This window comes from Granulicella paludicola (assembly GCF_025685545.1).
GTDB classification, from domain to species: domain Bacteria; phylum Acidobacteriota; class Terriglobia; order Terriglobales; family Acidobacteriaceae; genus Granulicella; species Granulicella paludicola.
Genome location: NZ_JAGSYC010000024.1, coordinates 550,793 through 568,426 on the forward strand (window position 1 = coordinate 550,793; position 17,634 = coordinate 568,426).

17 protein-coding genes and 1 riboswitch are annotated in these 17,634 nt (G+C 58.8%); of the genes, 10 read left to right on the plus strand and 7 right to left on the minus strand.

Annotated elements, in window-relative coordinates; translation table 11 throughout:
- Positions 1-4: 4 nt before the first annotated feature.
- Positions 5-673: a TetR/AcrR family transcriptional regulator gene (locus OHL14_RS11545; protein WP_263379497.1), complete on the minus strand. Its 669-nt coding sequence runs from the start codon at positions 671-673 to the stop codon at positions 5-7.
- 78 nt (positions 674-751) lie between these two features.
- Here OHL14_RS11545 and OHL14_RS11550 point away from each other — a divergent pair, with 78 nt between their 5' ends.
- From OHL14_RS11550 to OHL14_RS11560, 3 genes are all read left to right on the plus strand, one after another.
- Positions 752-2,374, plus strand: coding sequence for a DHA2 family efflux MFS transporter permease subunit (locus OHL14_RS11550; RefSeq protein ID WP_263379498.1), 1,623 nt, complete (start codon positions 752-754; stop codon positions 2,372-2,374).
- 14 nt (positions 2,375-2,388) lie between these two features.
- Positions 2,389-2,587: riboswitch (cobalamin riboswitch) on the plus strand.
- Positions 2,588-2,727: 140 nt separating this feature from the next.
- Positions 2,728-5,022 carry a 5-methyltetrahydropteroyltriglutamate--homocysteine S-methyltransferase gene (gene metE, locus OHL14_RS11555; protein ID WP_263379499.1) on the plus strand — a complete coding sequence of 765 codons (2,295 nt, stop codon included), beginning with the start codon at positions 2,728-2,730 and terminating at the stop codon, positions 5,020-5,022.
- Positions 5,023-5,150: 128 nt separating this feature from the next.
- Positions 5,151-6,011, plus strand: a complete 861-nt coding sequence (locus OHL14_RS11560) for a uroporphyrinogen-III synthase (protein WP_263379500.1) — start codon at positions 5,151-5,153, stop codon at positions 6,009-6,011.
- Between the two features lie 194 nt (positions 6,012-6,205).
- Here the strand turns inward: OHL14_RS11560 and nth are convergent, their stop codons facing one another.
- The 3 genes from nth to OHL14_RS11575 form a co-directional block, all read right to left on the minus strand.
- Positions 6,206-7,015 carry an endonuclease III gene (gene nth / locus OHL14_RS11565; protein WP_263379501.1) on the minus strand — a complete coding sequence of 270 codons (810 nt, stop codon included), beginning with the start codon at positions 7,013-7,015 and terminating at the stop codon, positions 6,206-6,208.
- Between the two features lie 114 nt (positions 7,016-7,129).
- The gene (locus OHL14_RS11570; RefSeq protein ID WP_263379502.1) at positions 7,130-7,639 is read right to left on the minus strand and encodes an SRPBCC family protein; all 510 of its coding nucleotides are present in this window, start codon (positions 7,637-7,639) and stop codon (positions 7,130-7,132) included.
- Positions 7,617-7,967, minus strand: coding sequence for an ArsR/SmtB family transcription factor (locus tag OHL14_RS11575; protein WP_263379503.1), 351 nt, complete (start codon positions 7,965-7,967; stop codon positions 7,617-7,619). The genes OHL14_RS11570 and OHL14_RS11575 overlap by 23 nt, the downstream gene beginning before the upstream one ends.
- A 436-nt stretch (positions 7,968-8,403) precedes the next feature.
- Here OHL14_RS11575 and OHL14_RS11580 point away from each other — a divergent pair, with 436 nt between their 5' ends.
- The 5 genes from OHL14_RS11580 to OHL14_RS11600 all read left to right on the plus strand — a co-directional run bounded on the left by OHL14_RS11580 (position 8,404) and on the right by OHL14_RS11600 (position 13,853).
- Entirely contained in the window at positions 8,404-8,997 is a 594-nt protein-coding gene (locus OHL14_RS11580; protein ID WP_263379504.1) for a hypothetical protein, read from the plus strand.
- A 115-nt stretch (positions 8,998-9,112) separates the two neighbouring features.
- Positions 9,113-10,192: a hypothetical protein gene (locus tag OHL14_RS11585; protein ID WP_263379505.1), complete on the plus strand. Its 1,080-nt coding sequence runs from the start codon at positions 9,113-9,115 to the stop codon at positions 10,190-10,192.
- Positions 10,193-10,843: 651 nt separating this feature from the next.
- Positions 10,844-11,680: a hydrogen peroxide-dependent heme synthase gene (hemQ, locus tag OHL14_RS11590; RefSeq protein ID WP_263379506.1), complete on the plus strand. Its 837-nt coding sequence runs from the start codon at positions 10,844-10,846 to the stop codon at positions 11,678-11,680.
- 20 nt (positions 11,681-11,700) lie between these two features.
- Positions 11,701-12,333, plus strand: coding sequence for a DedA family protein (locus tag OHL14_RS11595; RefSeq protein ID WP_263379507.1), 633 nt, complete (start codon positions 11,701-11,703; stop codon positions 12,331-12,333).
- Positions 12,334-12,512: 179 nt separating this feature from the next.
- Positions 12,513-13,853, plus strand: coding sequence for an inositol-3-phosphate synthase (locus OHL14_RS11600; protein WP_263379508.1), 1,341 nt, complete (start codon positions 12,513-12,515; stop codon positions 13,851-13,853).
- Positions 13,854-14,193: 340 nt separating this feature from the next.
- Here OHL14_RS11600 and OHL14_RS11605 read toward each other — a convergent pair whose 3' ends face one another.
- Positions 14,194-14,439 (minus strand): hypothetical protein, encoded by a 246-nt coding sequence (locus OHL14_RS11605; protein WP_263379509.1) that lies wholly within the window; start codon positions 14,437-14,439, stop codon positions 14,194-14,196.
- 198 nt (positions 14,440-14,637) lie between these two features.
- Here OHL14_RS11605 and OHL14_RS11610 point away from each other — a divergent pair, with 198 nt between their 5' ends.
- Positions 14,638-14,826, plus strand: a complete 189-nt coding sequence (locus tag OHL14_RS11610; RefSeq protein WP_263379510.1) for a hypothetical protein — start codon at positions 14,638-14,640, stop codon at positions 14,824-14,826.
- Between the two features lie 181 nt (positions 14,827-15,007).
- On the plus strand, positions 15,008-15,172 hold the full coding sequence (locus tag OHL14_RS11615) for a hypothetical protein (protein WP_263379511.1): 165 nt from the start codon (positions 15,008-15,010) through the stop codon (positions 15,170-15,172).
- A 7-nt stretch (positions 15,173-15,179) separates the two neighbouring features.
- On the opposite strand, the gene OHL14_RS11620 is transcribed toward OHL14_RS11615, so the two are convergent.
- The gene (locus OHL14_RS11620; RefSeq protein WP_263379512.1) at positions 15,180-16,589 is read right to left on the minus strand and encodes a DUF418 domain-containing protein; all 1,410 of its coding nucleotides are present in this window, start codon (positions 16,587-16,589) and stop codon (positions 15,180-15,182) included.
- Between the two features lie 409 nt (positions 16,590-16,998).
- Complete coding sequence (gene yihA, locus OHL14_RS11625; protein WP_263379513.1) at positions 16,999-17,610, minus strand: ribosome biogenesis GTP-binding protein YihA/YsxC; 612 nt, start codon at positions 17,608-17,610, stop codon at positions 16,999-17,001.
- Positions 17,611-17,634 lie beyond the last annotated feature (24 nt).

The window sequence follows — 17,634 nt, forward strand, 5'->3', positions numbered from 1 at the left end:
GCTTTTACCCAGCGGCCCCTTTGTGTCTACCTAACCGCCCTTTCGGGCATCGCACCCCTTCGATCACCCCGTTCAACATCTCCTGAGCATCTTTCAACGGCCGCGACGTCCGCCGCAACCGGCTCATCATCTGCGCGCCTTCCAGCGTCGCGATAATCGTATTCGCCAGCGCACGCGGCTTCACGCCACTCCGAATCTCCCCAGCACGCATTCCCGCCAGCACTACCTTCGTCAGCCGCGTCTGCCATCCGTGCATGGCCTCTTCTGCAATCTTCCGCAACCGCTCGTTGCCATCGTCGGAATCGATCGCCGCATTCATCAGCGCGCATCCCCCGGGAATAATCGAAGGCGTCTCCACAAAGATCGCCACCGCCTTCAGCAACTTATCTACCGCATTCGGAATGTTCTCCAGATGCTCAGTCCGCGTTTTCACGCTCTTCGATAGCGCAAACTTCAACGCCTCCGCAGCGAGCTCTTCTTTATTCGTAAAGTGCCGGTAGATCCCGCCCTTTTCCAGTCCGGTCGCGTCCATCAGCTCCTGAATCGAGCACGCCGCATACCCTCGCCGATTGAAGATCGGCGCAGCGTGCTCCAGAATCATCAGCTTCGTTGCCTCACCCTTCGTCATCGCCGCTAACCCTCGCATCCACAGCCTACCGAAAAAAAGACGCATCGGTCTCTTTTCTACTTCATCTGATCCAAAAAGAGACCGAATGGTTTCTTTTTACTCCACCCCCAGAGGACGACACCCATGGCGACCGCCGTAGCCCCCATGCCCGCACAGACCAACGCGCGTCCGCGCCCCATCATCAATCCTTGGGTCGTCGCCCTCACCGTCACGCTGGCCACCTTCATGGAGCTCCTCGATACCTCCATCGCCAACGTCTCTCTGCCGTATATCGCCGGAGGTCTTGGTCGCTCCTACGACGAGGTCACCTGGATTCTAACCACCTACCTCGTCGCCAACGCCGTCGTTCTGCCCATGTCAGCGTGGCTCTCCCGCGTCTTTGGCCGCAAGAACTACTACATGGCCTGCGTCGCTCTCTTCACCATCACCTCGCTGATGTGCGGCATCGCTCCTACGCTCGGCATCATGCTCATCGCCCGCGTCCTGCAGGGCATCGGAGGCGGAGGTCTCGCCCCGGTCGAACAGGCCATCCTCGTCGATACCTTCGAACCCGCCAAGCGTGCCTCGGCCTTTGCGCTCTACACCGTCGCCATCGTCACCGCCCCCGCCATCGGCCCCGTCCTCGGCGGCTGGATCACCGACAACTACAACTGGCGTTGGGTCTTCCTCATCAACATCCCGATCGGGTTCATTTCGCTCTACTTCACCAACAAGTACGTACACGATCCAGACTCCTTCGCCGAAGAGCGCAAGACCGTCCGCAACGCCGCAGGCAAGCTCAACGTCGACGCCCTCGGCATCGCCCTCATCGCCGTCGGCTCCGGCGCCCTCGAGATCGTCCTCGATCGCGGCCAGATCGACGATTGGTTCGGCTCGCCCACCATCTGCTGGCTCTTCGTCATCGCCGTCGGCGCTCTCACCGCCGCCGTCTTCTGGGAGCTTCACGTCAAAGACCCCGTCATCGACTTCCGCCTGCTTAAGATCCGCAACTTCGCCATTGCCAATGTCTTCTACTTCGTCTTCGGCTTCGGTCTCTTCGGCACCACCACCATGATCCCCCAGCTGCTGCAGTCGCTCTACGGCTACCGCGCCATCGACGCCGGCCTCGTCCTCGGACCCGGAGCCTTCGTCATCACCCTGCTCGCCCCCGTCGGAGCGCAACTCGTGCAGCGCGGCATCGTGCACCCACGTGTACTCCTCTTCGGAGCCGTCATCATCGTCGGCATCTCCATGATCCACTACAGCCATTTCAATCTGCAGACCGACTACAACCACTACGCCCTCGCCCGCGCCCTGCAGGGACTCGGCTACGCCTTCTTCTTCGTGCCGCTCTCGGTCATCACTTACTCGCAGCTCAAGCCAGATCAGAACAACAAGGCATCCTCGCTCACCAACTTCTTCCGTAACTGGGGAGGCAGCTTCGGCATCGCCTTCATCACCACCATGTCCGAACGCCGCCAGGACTTCCATCAGGAGCGCGTCGGCAGCCACCTCAGCCACACCTCGCTCGGCCTCCAGACGCAGATTCAGCAGACCGCCACCTACCTCACGCAGCACGGCTACTCCGCGGCAGACTCCGTCGCCGCCGCCACAGCCCGCTACTACGAGCAGCTCCACGCTCAGACGCAGCTCCTCGCTTTCATGGACTGCTTCCACATCATCGGCGTCGTCACCCTCGTAGCCGCACCTCTGGTTCTTCTCACCAAGCCGTTCAAAGTCGGCGGCAAGGTCCCCGAAGGCCACTGATGTTTACAGGCAATATAAAGTAGTGATGTGCAGGTCAAAGCCTCTCAAGGCTTTGTTAAACGGGAAGCCGGTGTAACTCCGGCGCTGTCCCGCAGCGGTGATGGGAACGAAAGATTGCGCGGCGCAAGCCAACGCACTGTCTCACAGAGACGGGAAGCGGCAATCCGGTAGGTCGCCCAGAGTCCGAAGACCGGCCTGCCGCCACCGCCATGGAAGCGCCCTTTGCGCCGACCGTGGGTGCGCTTGAAGTCGCCGCTCTCGTGGATTGGAACGGTCACTACTGCATGTCTCCGTGCGCCTGCACGCGTCGCATGCCTGCGCATGGGTGGTTCTTTCGTACCAAGGAGAGAACCGTGTCTAAAGTTTCATCGCCCCTCGCTTCATCGTCTTCCTCTACCCCTGCACAACTCATCACTGCAAACCTCGGATTCCCGCGTATGGGCCGCCAGCGCGAGCTCAAGTTCGCCCTCGAAGCCTTCTGGTCCGGCAAGGCCACCGAGGAGGATCTTCTGACCGTCGCCCGCACGCTTCGCCAGCAGCACTGGCAGCTCCAGCACAACGCCGGCATCGACATCGTTCCCTGCAACGACTTCTCCCTCTACGATCAGGTCCTCGACACCCTCGTCCTCGTCGGCGCCACGCCCGAACGATTCGGCTCAGGCCCCGTCACCCTCGCGCGCTACTTCGCCATGGCCCGCAACAGCGGTGAGCAAACCGCCATGGAGATGACCAAGTGGTTCGACACCAACTACCACTACCTCGTCCCCGAATGGTCCGCCGGTCTCGCCTTCGCACCGGACACCTCGAAGCTCCTCGCCGAACTTCGCGAAGCCCGTGCCCTCGGCTTCGAGCCGCGCCCCGTCCTAATCGGTCCGCTCACGCTGCTTCTCCTCGGCAAAGGCGTCGACGACTTCGACCCCTTCACACTCCTGCCGAAACTCACCGCGGCCTATGTGAAGGTTCTCGAAGCGCTTGCAGCCGAAGGCGTCATCTCCGTCCAGATAGACGAACCCCTGCTCGTCACGCGGATCACCTCAGAAACCGCCGCCGCCTACCGCAACGTTTACGCCGAGCTGGTAAAAATTCCCGTCAACCTCATGCTCGCCACCTATTTCGGCGCTCTCGGAGAAAACCTCCCCCTCGCCATCGAGCTCAATACTGCAGGCCTGCACATCGACCTCGTCCGCGCTCCCGAGCAGCTAACGCACGTACTTGCCGACCTACAGCCAGGCCAGACCCTTAGCCTCGGCGTCGTCGAAGGTCGCAACATCTGGCTCACCGACTTCGCAGAGACGCAAAAACTCATTGACCAGGCCACCTTCTGCCTCGGTCCCCGCCGCGTCCTCATCGCCCCCTCTTGCTCGCTGCTCCACGTCCCGCACGATCTCCGCAGCGAAACCAAACTCCCCGCCCGCCTCAAATCCTGGCTGCGCTTCGCGGAAGAGAAGCTCGCCGAGATCGTCGCTCTCGCTCATCACGACCCAGCCGCCGCCCTCGCCAATGCCTCCACCCTCGCCGACCGCAAGGCGGCTGACTCCTCCACCAACCCTTTCGTCCGTTCCCAACTCAATGCGCTGGAGCCGAAACACTTCGCCCGCCAGTCCAGCTTCCCCGCGCGCGTCAAGATCCAGAGCAGGGAACTGAATCTGCCGCCGCTGCCGACCACCACTATCGGCTCGTTCCCCCAGACCGCAGAAGTCCGCCAGCAGCGCGCCGCCCACAAGCACGGCCACTCCACCGACGCGCAGTATGATGCCTTCCTCCGTGACGCCATCACCGATTGCATCCGTGAGCAGGAGCGCATCGGCCTCGATGTCCTCGTCCACGGCGAGTTCGAGCGCAACGACATGGTCGAGTACTTCGCCGACTTCCTCGAAGGCTTCGCCTTCACCGAAAACGGCTGGGTCCAGAGCTACGGCTCCCGATGCGTCAAACCGCCCGTCATCTTCGGCGACGTCTCCCGTCCCGAACCGATGACTCTCAAGTGGACTAGCTTCGCCCGCTCCCTCACGGCTCGTCCGATGAAGGGCATGCTCACCGGCCCAATCACTATGCTCCAGTGGTCCTTCGTCCGCAATGACATCCCTCGGCAGCTCACCGCCTGGCAGATCGCCCTTGCCCTCCGCGAAGAGGTTGCCGACCTAGAACGCTCTGGCATCCGCATCATCCAGGTCGACGAACCCGCCCTGCGCGAAGGCTTGCCGCTCCATCCTGCCGACCGCCCCGCCTACCTCGATTGGGCCGTCAACGCCTTCAAACTCGCCACCAGCTCCGTCGCCGACGGCACCCAAATCCATACCCACATGTGCTACTGCGAGTTCGACGACATCCTCCCCTCCATCGCCGCCCTCGACGCCGACGTAATCTCCATGGAGACCGCCCGCTCCCGCATGGAACTCCTCCACGCCTTCCGCACCTTCGGCTACCCCAACCAGATCGGCCCCGGCGTCTACGACATCCACTCGCCGCGCGTCCCCTCGGTTTCCGAGATGGGCGAACTCCTTACCCTCGCTCTCCAGGTCCTCAAACCCGAACAGCTCTGGGTCAATCCCGACTGCGGCCTCAAAACCCGCCGCTGGACCGAAACCGTCGCCGCCCTCGAAAACATGTGTGCCGCCACGCAAACCCTCCGCCAAACTCTCATCTGATTCTCGAAGCCCCAAGTCTGAAGTCTTCAGCGGAGAAAGTCACGTACCCCGACGCTTCAGCGTTGGGTCTCATAACCTTCCCTCAAAGGATGGGCGGGGCTTTCAGCCCCGCCCGCTACAATCAATCCGTGGCCGCCCCCCGTATCCTCGTCACTCGTTCGCCCCATCAGGCCTCTCCGCTGGCTGACGCCCTCCGTGCCCTCGGCCTCGAACCCATCCTCATCCCCACCATCGAACTCGCCCCACCGACCACCTTCGCCCCCCTCGACGAAGCCATCGCCACCCTCGACACCTTCCATTGGCTCCTCTTCACCAGCGCCAACGCCGTCGAAGCTTTCGCCGAGCGCTATATTCACCTCACCGCTGTCATCCTGAGCGGAGGGAGAAGCCCGCAGCCGAGGGACCTCGAAGCCGCCGCCCCTACCACAACCGCTGAAACCTTTCTCCCCCTAAACCTCCGTGTCGCCGCTATCGGCCCCGCCACCGCCCGCGCTCTCGAACCCCTCGGTCTGAACCCCGACCTCATCCCCGAAAAGGCCATCGCCGAATCCCTCGCCGAATCCCTCCTCCCCCACGCGCTCCAGCCCGACGGCACCCCCACTCGCTTCCTCCTCATCCGCGCGGAGTCCGCCCGCGATCACCTCCCCGACACCCTCCGCGCCGCCGGAGCCGTCGTCACCATCGCCCCGGCCTACCGCACCATCACCCCTGCCGACTCGATCGCCGCCATCCAACACCTTTTCTCCGATCCCAGCTCCTATCCAGACGCCATCACATTTACCAGCAGCTCTACAGTGACAAACCTTCTAGCCTTACTTGAAGTATCTAGCCTTAGTCTGCCATTTGGCATACCACGCATCTCTATCGGCCCCATTACCTCTAAAACTCTCACCGACCTGAACCTCTCGCCACACACCGAGGCCAGCGAACCCACCATCCCCGCCCTGGCGGACGCTGTTCGCCGAGCCGTCTCTACTATCGGCTCTTAAGCGCAGACCCTTGATCTCTGTCATTTCGACCGGAGTATCGCAGCTTCATCGCAGGACGTAGTGGAGAAACCCCTGTATCTGCAGTAGCAACCTGCGCAGTTCGAGCATAGCCATTCAAAAATGCTCGAAAAGCACAATCCATTAGATGCAGAAGATCCCGTAATCAATTGAATACAAGCCGACAAGCCCGAATTCTAATGCGAGCTCCATGTCTTGTCTTTCGCATTGCAAAGCGTCTCCAGCCCGCAATCCGCACACCGCGGCTTCCGTGCAATACACACTTGCCGCCCGTGATGAATCAGTTCATGGCTGAACTGGATCCACCGGTCGCGCGGAATCACCTTCTGCAGGTCTAGCTCCACCTTCACCGGCTCCGTATGCTTCGTCAGCTCCAGCCGCAAGCTCAGCCGCAGCACATGCGTATCCACCACCACCCCGGACGCAATCCCGTACCAGCTCCCCAGCACCACATTCGCTGTCTTCCGAGCCACCCCCGGCAGCTCGATCATCTCTTCCACTGTCTCAGGCACTTTGCCCCTAAAACGTTCAACCAACACTTTAGCTGCCGCGATAGTGTTCTTAGCCTTCGCCCGGTAAAATCCCGTGCCGTGGATGATCCGCTCCACCTCCAGCACCGGCGCGTCAGCTAGGCGCCTCGGCGTCGGAAACATCTTGAATAACTCCGGCGTGCACTTATTCACGCCCACGTCGGTCGTCTGCGCCGACAGGATTGTAGCAATCGTCAGCTCAAACGCATTCTTATGCGTCAGCGCGCAGACAACGCCCGGGTACAGTCGACGTAACGCATCCAGAATCCCCTGGATACGTTCAGGAGAAAGGGGCTTAGCCGTGCGCCCCCGACGCATTTTGGCAGAAACTGGTTCACTCGCAGCGATCTTCTTCGCTCGAGCTGAAGGTACGCCCTCGATAGCAAGCTTGCGCTTGGCAGGAGTCAGTTTCTGCGGAGGGGTGAGAGCTTTGGCTGGCTGTTTGGAGATCGGCATAGCGTGAGCTTGAGGATACCCGATCAAGCTGAGAATGCGTCCGCCTGCCCGGATGGATATCGGCGGCGAGGAGCCCGGTCGAACCGGTCCCTCGCCGCTAACCTCATCTAGCTTCTACTTCTCTCGCACCAGCTCCGCAACCACCGCAGCCACCTTGTCGAGGATCTGGTTCCAGCCCTCGACCTGGCCGCTCTCCTTCGCGCTCTCCATCGGTTCATTGCCAATCTGGGTGAGCCTCGTCTTGCCGTTGCCCAGGTCCTCAAAGAGCGTCACGTCGTACGCGCCCTCGATGGACTCATGCTCGATGCCCAGGTCCTCCGGCTCAATCTTGTTCCCCTGCGCGTCCGCAAAGTACATCAACGACACGATCTTCTCCAACGGAACGATCTCGATGTACTCCACCGCGTTCCAGAACTCCTGCCCCTCCGGCGACTTCATGCAGAGCAGCGACTTCCCGCCAACGCGAAAATCCATCTTGCATACCGGAGCCGAAAAGCCAGTCGGCCCCCACCACTGCATCACGTACTTCGGCTCCGTCCACGCCTTCCAAACCAGCTCGCGTGGAGCATCGAACACTCTTGTCACGGTCATCCGTTCCACTTCATTCGCTATCTTTTCCGTCATCACCTGCCTCCTCTTTCTTCATTTGATTTAGAACCACATCCAGCTTGTCGAAATGCTCTTCCCAGAACCGGCGATACCGGGTCGCCCAGTCGCTGACCGTCTTGATCGCCTCCGGCCGAAGCGTACACACGCTCTCCCGCCCACGCTTCGTCTTCACCACAAGGCGCGCCCGCACCAGGTAGGCAATATGTTTTGAAATCATCTGCTGCGACAGCGCAAACGGCTCCGTCAATCCACTTACGGACGCCGGCCCCAGGGAGAGCCGCTCGATCATCGCCCGCCGTGTCGGATCGGACAGTGCCGAGAAGGTTGTATTCAATCTATCCACAACCAAATGGTAGTGGATTTCCGCCAGAAGTCAACCGCTAATTGCCAATTCCTGATAATTGTTCGCGGATTCTGTGAACCTGATATCCACGGCGACGAATGCCGGGTCACGTCACTGATCGAACGAAAACAGAGACTTCGTAGTTTCTGAAACGCCGTTTTCGGGAGTGACTGATACTAACGATATGCCGACATATCAGTAGTAACCGTTCTCGATAACCCACATGGTGGCTTCAGACCATTTTCTAAGGATGGCGCTCTGGACCAACTCGAGGCTGATTGATTTGAGGTCATCGACCAACGCCTAGAAGCGGTAGTTGTTCGGTCGTAGGTTCGGCTCTTGGTTGGATGCCCTGCACCGTCGGCTCGCGAGGGGATTAGACCCGACGGTATTTTGTGTCTGGTTGCATTTGTTCCATGTGTTAGCGTCTTGCTGAATGGAAAATTGGAAGAGAATTGTTTTGAAGGCTGCCGGGTTCGGTGGAGGATTGGCCCTAGTCGGGGCAATCATCCTTGGCGTGTGTGTCTGGTGGTCATCACGACCGCCAAAGCCAAAGCCTTGGAATACCGGTGCAATCACTGCTCAGTATGAGGATGTGCGAACTCAAGGGGATAACAATACACTGGCGTTCGACTACACCCTCGTCAACAACACGGACCATGACTATCACCTGACCGATGCGACCGGGGTTCATATAGCTGCACATCTACGTCGTTCGAATGCTCTGAGCTTCGATGATTCAGGTCGGCTGAAGACCGATTATCCGATTTACGTTCCGGCGCATAGTCGCGTCCGGTTCCCGATCCTCTTGGAGTATCCAATACCAGTGAAGGACGATTCGGACGCTCCGGTAGATGTGAGACATGACAACGAAACCAAGCTTGCAAAATACATCGTTGAGAACCTTTCGAACATTGACGGGCTGGTGCTGATGGATGACAACGCTCGTTATCAAATTAACTTCCCTGACGGCTGGACGCAACGCGCTAAGGAACCGCTCCGGGTGAAGAGTCCTGATACTTCGAAATGATGACCTCAAGGTTGGGCGCTCGCAGTTTCTCCAAAATCCATGAAAATACTCTCCGCTTTTTCCCCTTGCAGGCGGTCTTCGTTTGGGTTACCCCCAACCGGACTACAATTGGCGCGTGAATCAAAAGTTCGTGAACGAGTGGGTGAAACCGGGGGTTCTCGGCACCATTATCATGCTTGCCGGTATACCCATTACGGCGTGGGCGCTGAATCAGCCCATGCGGTCAGTCCTGACGTTCGCTGGCCTTAAGAACCTGTGGTTCGCCCCGGTCAGCGCTTGGACGGTGTTGTTTGCGATTCTGGCTGTCGGGTTCGTAGCCTTCCTCTATCGAAATGCACTCGCCAGAGCTGAAGAAGAGAAGGCGCATGTTGCACTGCTTCGAGACGATGCAGGAATCTTTCAGGACCAAATCAAGCGCATACGACGTGACCATCAGACCGAGCTCGCTGCACTGAAAAGTAAAGAACCTAAACTTCACGGCGTCTGGATTCCGACACAAACTTATTGGGCATTGGGTGGGCATGGGAATCAACCCGCAACTCAGGTTGTCGGCTGGATGGACTTGACCAGCTCGAATACCAAAGAGAACATCATCCTGCTCGCTGGATACATAAACGGGAGACGCGCGCAAATTTTCAGTAACCTCACCATCAAACCTGGTTTCGTCAATAAGTCCCAAGTGTTCCTGTTTTTCTGGCCGCCTCTTGAGGTGAAAAATGGTGAACCACTTGAGACGACAATCGTCGTCGAGGACCAGTTCAATCGCAAGTACGAACTCCCTCATCAGGCTTTTCATTCAACTGCTGGACAGCAACAATTTCCTGTGCCGACTGACGAACCGAAGCTGCATCTCGCTTGGCGTTTCGTCGGCTGGTGCTGGACTGACGTGGATGAAGTCATGATTACGGGTGACGGTACACTCGTCCTCGACAACGTCAAAGAGGACATAATGTTCACCGGAGTGAAGGTAGAAGGCGCTGAGGTATCGGATGTTTTCGACGGGTTCACATTGAAGCCAAGCGAACCGTATTTCACCGGCATCAGCGTGAAGTTCAAGGGAATGAAGCCCAAAGACGACGTGCCGTTGAAAGCAAAACTCACCTTTGTCGATTTGCGCGGAAACAAATACCCGGTGGATGAGTACGAGTTCAGGCTGCTCGAGCACCCTGAGAATTTCGGCGGCATACCGTTCTAGTTGACAGGCTTCTCGGCCTGCTGTGCTGTGGGTGCTAGGGCACCCCAGTGGCTGCGTAGCAGTCTAAAATTAGGCCGACGGCGAGTTACTTTTTTGCGCCGGAAATGAATAAGAGCTATAGGTCCTCATAAACGCTCTTCACGTCACCTACGCAAGGACATTCCCTAAAGTCGGGTTTTCGGCAACTTCGCTTGGACATCAGCAAACGCCGTCCTTGTTGCGATGGCTGTCAGCGTATTCTCTCTTTGCTGCTTGAACTCAATGCGTGGTGATACGACATGGTCTTCTTAGAAACCTTCTTCGTCTTGATGTCCGTGGGCGTGGTGCTTGTGGCGATTGGCACCATTCGTCGGAACCGCTGGGGAATCAACTTCAACCCGCCAAGATCTTGCCCGCACTGCGGCGCCCCACTACCGCTAGTACGAAAACCAGCGTCGTCCACGCAGGCAATGTGGGGTGGATGGACTTGCCAGCAATGTGGAACTGAAATCGACAAATGGGGCACCCCTATTCTGATCGGCAAGCTCCCGTGAAGTCGGTGTTATCGGCAACCACGATCAGACTCGAGCGATACTCGCCCTCGCACTGCTTCTCCAAGCGCCAACCGATCCGCCACAGGGTTGATAATGGTTCCTGAACGGAGATACAGCCTTGCCAGAACTGCCACAAGTCCCCATCACCCTCGAAGGTTCCAGCGTCCTGCACCAGATGTTCCGCTTCGACTGGACCGCCTGGAACAAGCTTCCTGCCACCGACCGCGCCGCGCTCGCGAACGCTTTCACCGAGATGCTGGCCCGCTGGGAGCGTGGCTCAAGTGAGGGGCATCCGAACCAGTCCGCGCTCTTTTCGCAGATCGGCCACAAGGGCGATCTCACGCTGATCCACTTCCGCGACTCCATGGAAGACCTGAACCGCGTCGAACTCGAACTGGCTCAGACCGGCATCTATCCCTACCTGCAACTTGTCCACTCCTACCTCTCGGTCGTCGAGCTGGGACTCTACGAGTCCTCCGAAAAGCTTTACACCCAGCTCGCCGAGAAGGGTCTCGAACCCGGCACCCCGGAGTGGAACGCAGGGCTCACAGAAGGCACGGCCCGCACCGCCGGTTCGCTGGCCTCGCGCCTCTACCCGACCATCCCTCCGGCAAAGTACCTCTGCTTCTATCCCATGGACCGCAAGCGCGGAGAGACCGTCAACTGGTACGCCGAAACCATGGCCGACCGCCGCGCCATGATGCACGAGCACATGCTTATCGGTCGCCGCTACGCCGACTCCGTCCGCCAGATCATCACCGGCTCCATCGGCCTCGATGACTGGGAATGGGGAGTCGACCTCTTTGCAGATGAGCCGGTTATTTTCAAGAAGCTCATCTACGAGATGCGCTTCGACAAGGTCAGCGCCGTCTACGCCACCTTCGGACAGTTCTTCCTGTCCGTCCGCGTCCCTGCAGCCAACGCGGCGCAGTGGTTTGAAGGCACGTTAGCGTAGCGCCCATATACTGGAACCCGATGATCACCAAGCTAACCGTCTTCCTCCTCGGCCTATCCACCGGAGCGGCCTACACTGTCACCTTTCTGCTGATGATGCTGCAGTCGGCCTGTATCCCCATCCCATCTGAGGTCATCATGCCCTTCGCGGGCTACCGCCTCGGCCACTCGCTCACCGACATCGTCATCCTCGCGACCGTCGCCTCGCTCGCCTCGAACCTCGGCTCCATCCCTGCCTACTGGCTCGGTTCCGTCGGCGGTCGTCCCATGATCGAACGCTACGGCCGCTACATCCTCCTCAACCGCCACGACCTCGACCTCGCCGACCGCTTCTTTGCTCGCTTCGGTTCGCTCGCTGTCCTCATCGGCCGCATGCTTCCCATCGTCCGAACCTTCATCGCCTTCCCGGCGGGCATCGCCAAGATGAACCAGCTCCGCTTCCATCTCTACACCTTCATCGGCTCCTGGCCCTGGTGCTTCGCTCTCGCTTACGTAGGCATGAAGCTCGGCGCAAAATGGGACTCCGATCCCCGCTTCAAAGCCATCTTTCACCGCTTCCAGCTTGGGGTTGAGCTCATTATCGTGATCGCCGCCGTCTGGTTTCTCTGGACGCACTGGAAGAACCGCGCAGGCTCCCCCGAAGAAGTACAGTAACTCCATAACTCACTGCAAACAAAGGCCTCTACCTGCGTCAGGTAGAGGCCTTTCTGCGAGTATCCCGCTAAGTTAGCGGTATCTTCAAAACCTGCCATTTCTGCGTACTATTTGCCCTAACGGCGAGCGACCATTTCACCCGCCCCGTGAATCCAGATTCAGAAGGGTACGTCCAGAACATGTCCACACCCGACGCCGTGCTGCCCACCGCAGCCGACATCACCCCGCACAAAGGCAAGCTCGGCATCATGATCCCCGGCATGGGAGCCGTCGCCACCACCCTCATTGCCGGCGTCGAAGCCGTCCGCCGTGGCTTCGCCCAGCCCATCGGCTCCATGACCCAGATGGGCACCATCCGCCTCGGCAAACGCACCGACGACCGCACCCCGCTCATCAAGGACTTCGCCCCGCTCGCCCCCCTCGATGACCTCGTCTTCACCGGTTGGGACATCTTCGGCGGCAATCTTTACGACGCCGCCAAGACCGCCGCCGTCCTCGACCGCGACCAGCTCGAGTCCATGAAGCCCTTCCTCGAATCCATCGAGCCCATGCCCGCCGCCTTCGAAGAGCGCTACGTCAAGCGCCTCAACGCCAAGGATAAGAAGGTCGGCAAGAACAAGTGCGACCTTGCCAACCAGATCCGCAACGACATCGCCGAGTTCAAAACCAAAACAGATCGTCAGGTCATGATCTGGTGCGGCTCGACGGAGATCTACCACGAACCCAAAGCCGTCCATCAGACCCTCGAAGCCTTCGAGCGCGGCCTCGTCGAAGACGATCCCGACATCGCTCCCTCCATGCTCTACGCTTGGGCCGCCCTCAAAGAAGGCATCCCCTTCGCGAACGGCGCTCCCAATCTCACCGTCGACATCCCCGCCCTGCAGGAGCTGTCGAAGAAGATGAACGCCCCCATCTGCGGCAAGGACTTCAAGACCGGCCAGACCTTCATCAAGACCGTCCTCGCCCCCGGCTTCAAGGCCCGCCAGCTCGGCGTCTCCGGCTGGTACTCCACCAACATCCTCGGCAACCGCGACGGCGAAGTCCTCGACGATCCCGACAACTTCAAGACCAAGGAAGTCTCCAAGCTCGGCGTCCTCGAGCACATCTTCCAGCCCGAAAAGAACAAGGCCCTCTACGGCGACATCTTCCACAAGGTCCGCATCAACTACTACCCCCCGCGCGGCGATAACAAGGAAGGCTGGGACAACATCGACATCTTCGGCTGGCTCGGCTACCCGATGCAGATCAAGGTCGACTTCCTCTGCCGCGACTCCATCCTCGCCGCCCCGCTCGCCCTCGACCTCTGCCTCTTCATGGATCTCGCCGCCCGCACACCCGCTCTCCGCGGCCTCGGCATCCAGGAGTGGCTCAGCTTCTACTTCAAAGACCCCGATACCGCACCCGGCATCTACCCCGAGCATGACCTCTTCATCCAGTCCATGAAACTAAAAAACACCCTCCGCCACATCATGGGCGAACCCCTCATCACCCACCTCGGTCTGGACTACTACGGCGAATAGGCCACTCCAGCGAGCCCCACTTCTCCCGGGGAAAAGGAAGGCCCTGCGATCTTTACGGATCGCAGGGCCTACTATTTGTCCTCCCGCAGCGCAGGGGATGATCCTGCATCTCCTTTTGTCATTCCGCAATACAGGGCGCAACCTACATCTTTTTTGTCATTCCGCAGCGGAGCGGAGGAATCTGCATCTCGGCCCTGCCCCACCTGTCATCTCGACCGGAGTCGAGAGACCCCTGTATTTGCCTCTGTCTTTCTTCTTGCCGTTGCCTCTGGAGAGATCCGGGCTTTAGCCCGGACACTACGACACAACCCCCAGAAAACCGGGGCTTCAGCCCCCTGCCCTAACTCGCCGAAGCCTTATTGAAATCCGGCAGCGCAGGCGAGCATGAGGCCTCCAGCCAGCGGCTCACATACACCCCCGCATGGGCCTCACCGCAGTAATGCCGAGCCCCCTTCGCATTCGCCGCCTCGTCATCCCACTTCTTCACTTTCAGCTCATCCGAGTTGCACTCGATCAGAAACCAGTGAATCGGGTTGGAACTCTCCGTGCCGCAAATCTCGCATCGATATAGGGTCACTGCTGACATTCACTCTCTCCTTGGCCCATAGTCGCAACCCGTTAAGCATAACTGAATCGCAGGATCGCTCTGGAGACTCCCGCTCAGATTGCAAAGAAAGTCTCGTTATGTGATGGCCGTCACATACAACATACGCCTCGGGTCTTTACCTTCCTCGCAGAACCGGGCCCGAAGACAAATGCGGAGCCCGCCAGTACGGGAGGATCCATGTCTGCATCTTCTGAATCAATCAACTCTGTCTGCCATATGGCGTTGATCGCCGAACTGCTCAACCGTTCGTCCGAACGCCTTCAATCCTTGCGGGACCCGCAAGCCGCCGAATACAGCAGAACCCTTGCTGAAGTGGAAGCTATCGTGGCGCGACTCAAAGATCTCGTCAGTTGCCTGCTCGATTGAGAGCGCTCTGTTTGATGACCCTTTCGTCATTCGCGCCACGAAACAGATTTGTCGCCTCATTCGTCAACTTCAGTGCGAATCTCAATCATCTTGACCCCCAGTCAAGCGGCGAGTGCCTATAGCGATGCAAATATATGTGTCGATAAGTCGCAAGCGGTCGCCAGACCAGGCGGAAACATTCGTGTGGCCCAGCGAAGTTCCCCTCGTCGTCCCTCGCGAGGGGGAACTCGCTGTCTTTTCAGGTCAGGAGCCACGCCTCGTCCGGCGCGTCACCTACATCTACGAAGGCAAACCCCAACTCAATCCTGAACAAGTAAAGCTGACCGTCCATATCCAGACCGCATAGTCTCGTGTCAACGTGTCGGTGGAAGTCGCATCGGTTGACGCTGCCAGTAGGTCAGCGACCTCCAGCACCACTCCAAAGGTCCAAAGCGGAATTTGCGCAGCCAGAGCGTGGAGAAGATCATGTTCACGATCCATTCCGCGCCGACTGCAAAGTACAGCTTGTAGTAGTCCACGTAGCCATACCAGTGCAGGGAACTCCACACAAACACCGTCTTCATCACCAGACTATTGAGGATGTAGTTGGAAAATGCCATTTGCCCGACCGCAGCGAAGCGAGCAAGCAACCAGCGAAGACTTCCAGAGCGCACGAGGAGCAGCAGAACAGCCGCATAGCCTAGCGCTCCTGTAACCCGTGTCAGGTCGGCAGGATAGAGCAGGGAATGCGCGGTCACGAACATATCGAAGCCGCTGTGCCACGCTCGCAGGCATCCCCACAGCGTTAGTGGCAGGGAGATCCCGAGTCCCACAACGGCCGTCACCGCATAGCTGCGGGAGGTCCATTTCAGAGAAAAGAAACCGAGTTTGAAGAGCGCCATGCCGATGAGCATAGTGCTGATCCAGTCGCCGAAGGTGTGTGCGCTCCTCACCTCGCTCAGGATCGCGTCGTGAGCGTCCGCCCGCTGCGCTGCTATGTAGCCATGCTGATGTGCGGCGATGTCCGCCTGGAGCTTCGCGTCACTGGGACGCCAGCGGGCCTGCTCCGCATCCCAGTCTTCGAGAGCCGTAATCTGCGCTTCCGTCAGTACCTGACCGTGTGCAAGAACAAGACTAGCCTGCGTGGCTTCGCGTTGATACCGTTCCGCGCGGATCGTCTGCTTCACCGGCACGATGAGCGTGTTCGCCATCAGCACAGCAATGCCAAGGGGAATCAGCGTCTTCGGTTTCAAATTGCGGAACAGGAAAAGAAACAGCCACGCGGAGACCCCGTAGAAGAACAGGATGTCGCCGCTCCAGATAAACAGGCAATGCAGAAAGCCAAAGACCGCGAGCCAGATGTTGCGTCGCAGGTAGATGTCAGCCGCATAAATCCCGGCGCCTCGTTCCTCCGCTCGCCGCGTCAGCAGGATGATGCCCGCTCCGAAGAGCATCGAAAACAACGAGCGCATCTTGCCCTCGGCGAAGATCCACCGCAGGAACCAGCACAAGGTATTGATCTTCCAGTGAGGCCCGTTGAAGACAGGCTTGATAGTCTCGAGCGGAAAGACATAATTCCAGCCCGGGAGCGCAAAGTCCGTAATGTTGGCAAGCAGAATGCCCATCAGGCAGAAGCCGCGCAGCACGTCCACCGAGGAGATGCGCTCTGACGGCAGAACTGGGCTGAGGCCCACGCGAGGGGGGCCAGCGAGCTCTTCGTCGACCCCCGCAGGCAGAAGCGCAGGTGGAATCAGGGCAGAAGATACGGCAACTGTGTTGCTCATGCGGGAAGCTCCAATGCGTGCAGGGGCCATCTATCGTAGTGCGACGCGGACTAAGAATCTCCCCCTTCGCTAGGGAAGAAAGCGGCTCCAGCCTACAAACGCCTGTCGCAAAGCCTCTATGACGGAAAGTTCATCGACGCCTGCCGTTAAAAGCCCCACCTGTGGACAGTTTTGATCTGAGATGCTGTCAAGCCCCTCGACGCTCGAGAGTGAAGCTATCTGTATGTAATAAATAGGTTTACGCCCGCGAATAAAAATGCATGTTCGCAGGTACAGCTAGCTATAATTAAAGAAGAGAAGGAAAACAACGGCAGCTGAGCCGATTGACCTCGCGGCTCGCGGCGTACCAGTCCGAATCTAAACCCAATCCGGTCAAGACTTTAGATCAAAAGTACAGGGGGGAGGGGGGCTACTGAACGAGACTGACGATCTCCGCCCAGAGAGCCTTCATTCCATCTTCCGTCTTCGATGAAACGGGAATAATCCGATCTTCGCCATGCGCTTTCTTTAGTGCAGCAATCGACTTCGTCAGCTGATTTCCACCCAAACGATCAGCCTTCGTTCCAACCACAACATGAGGTCGCTGCATCTGTCGCAGCGCCGTAATCAGCTGCGTGTCATTTGCCTGCGGCGGAATGTTCGTATCCACCAGACAAACGCAAAGCGCCAGTTGATCGCGCTCATTCAGATAAGGCTCAATAAACGTCGGCCATTCCGCTGAGATCGACTTCGAAATCTTCGCATAACCATAACCTGGAAGATCGGCGAAGATCAGCGAAGGCCGCTGTGAAAACTTCTGCGTCGTTCCCTCATGCAGCGCGAAGAAGTTGATCGCCCGCGTTCTTCCCGGCGTCGAAGAGACCTTCGCCTCCTTCGAACCAAGCAACGCATTGATCAGCGACGACTTGCCAACGTTCGATCTTCCCAGAAAAGCAACTTCAGGAGCATCATAGGTCTTCGCCGTACCCGGAAAGTGAGCAGGCGCCATCGCAGAAAGCAGGAACTTGGGAACGAATCGCATCACCTTTGAGCTTACCGCGTATCG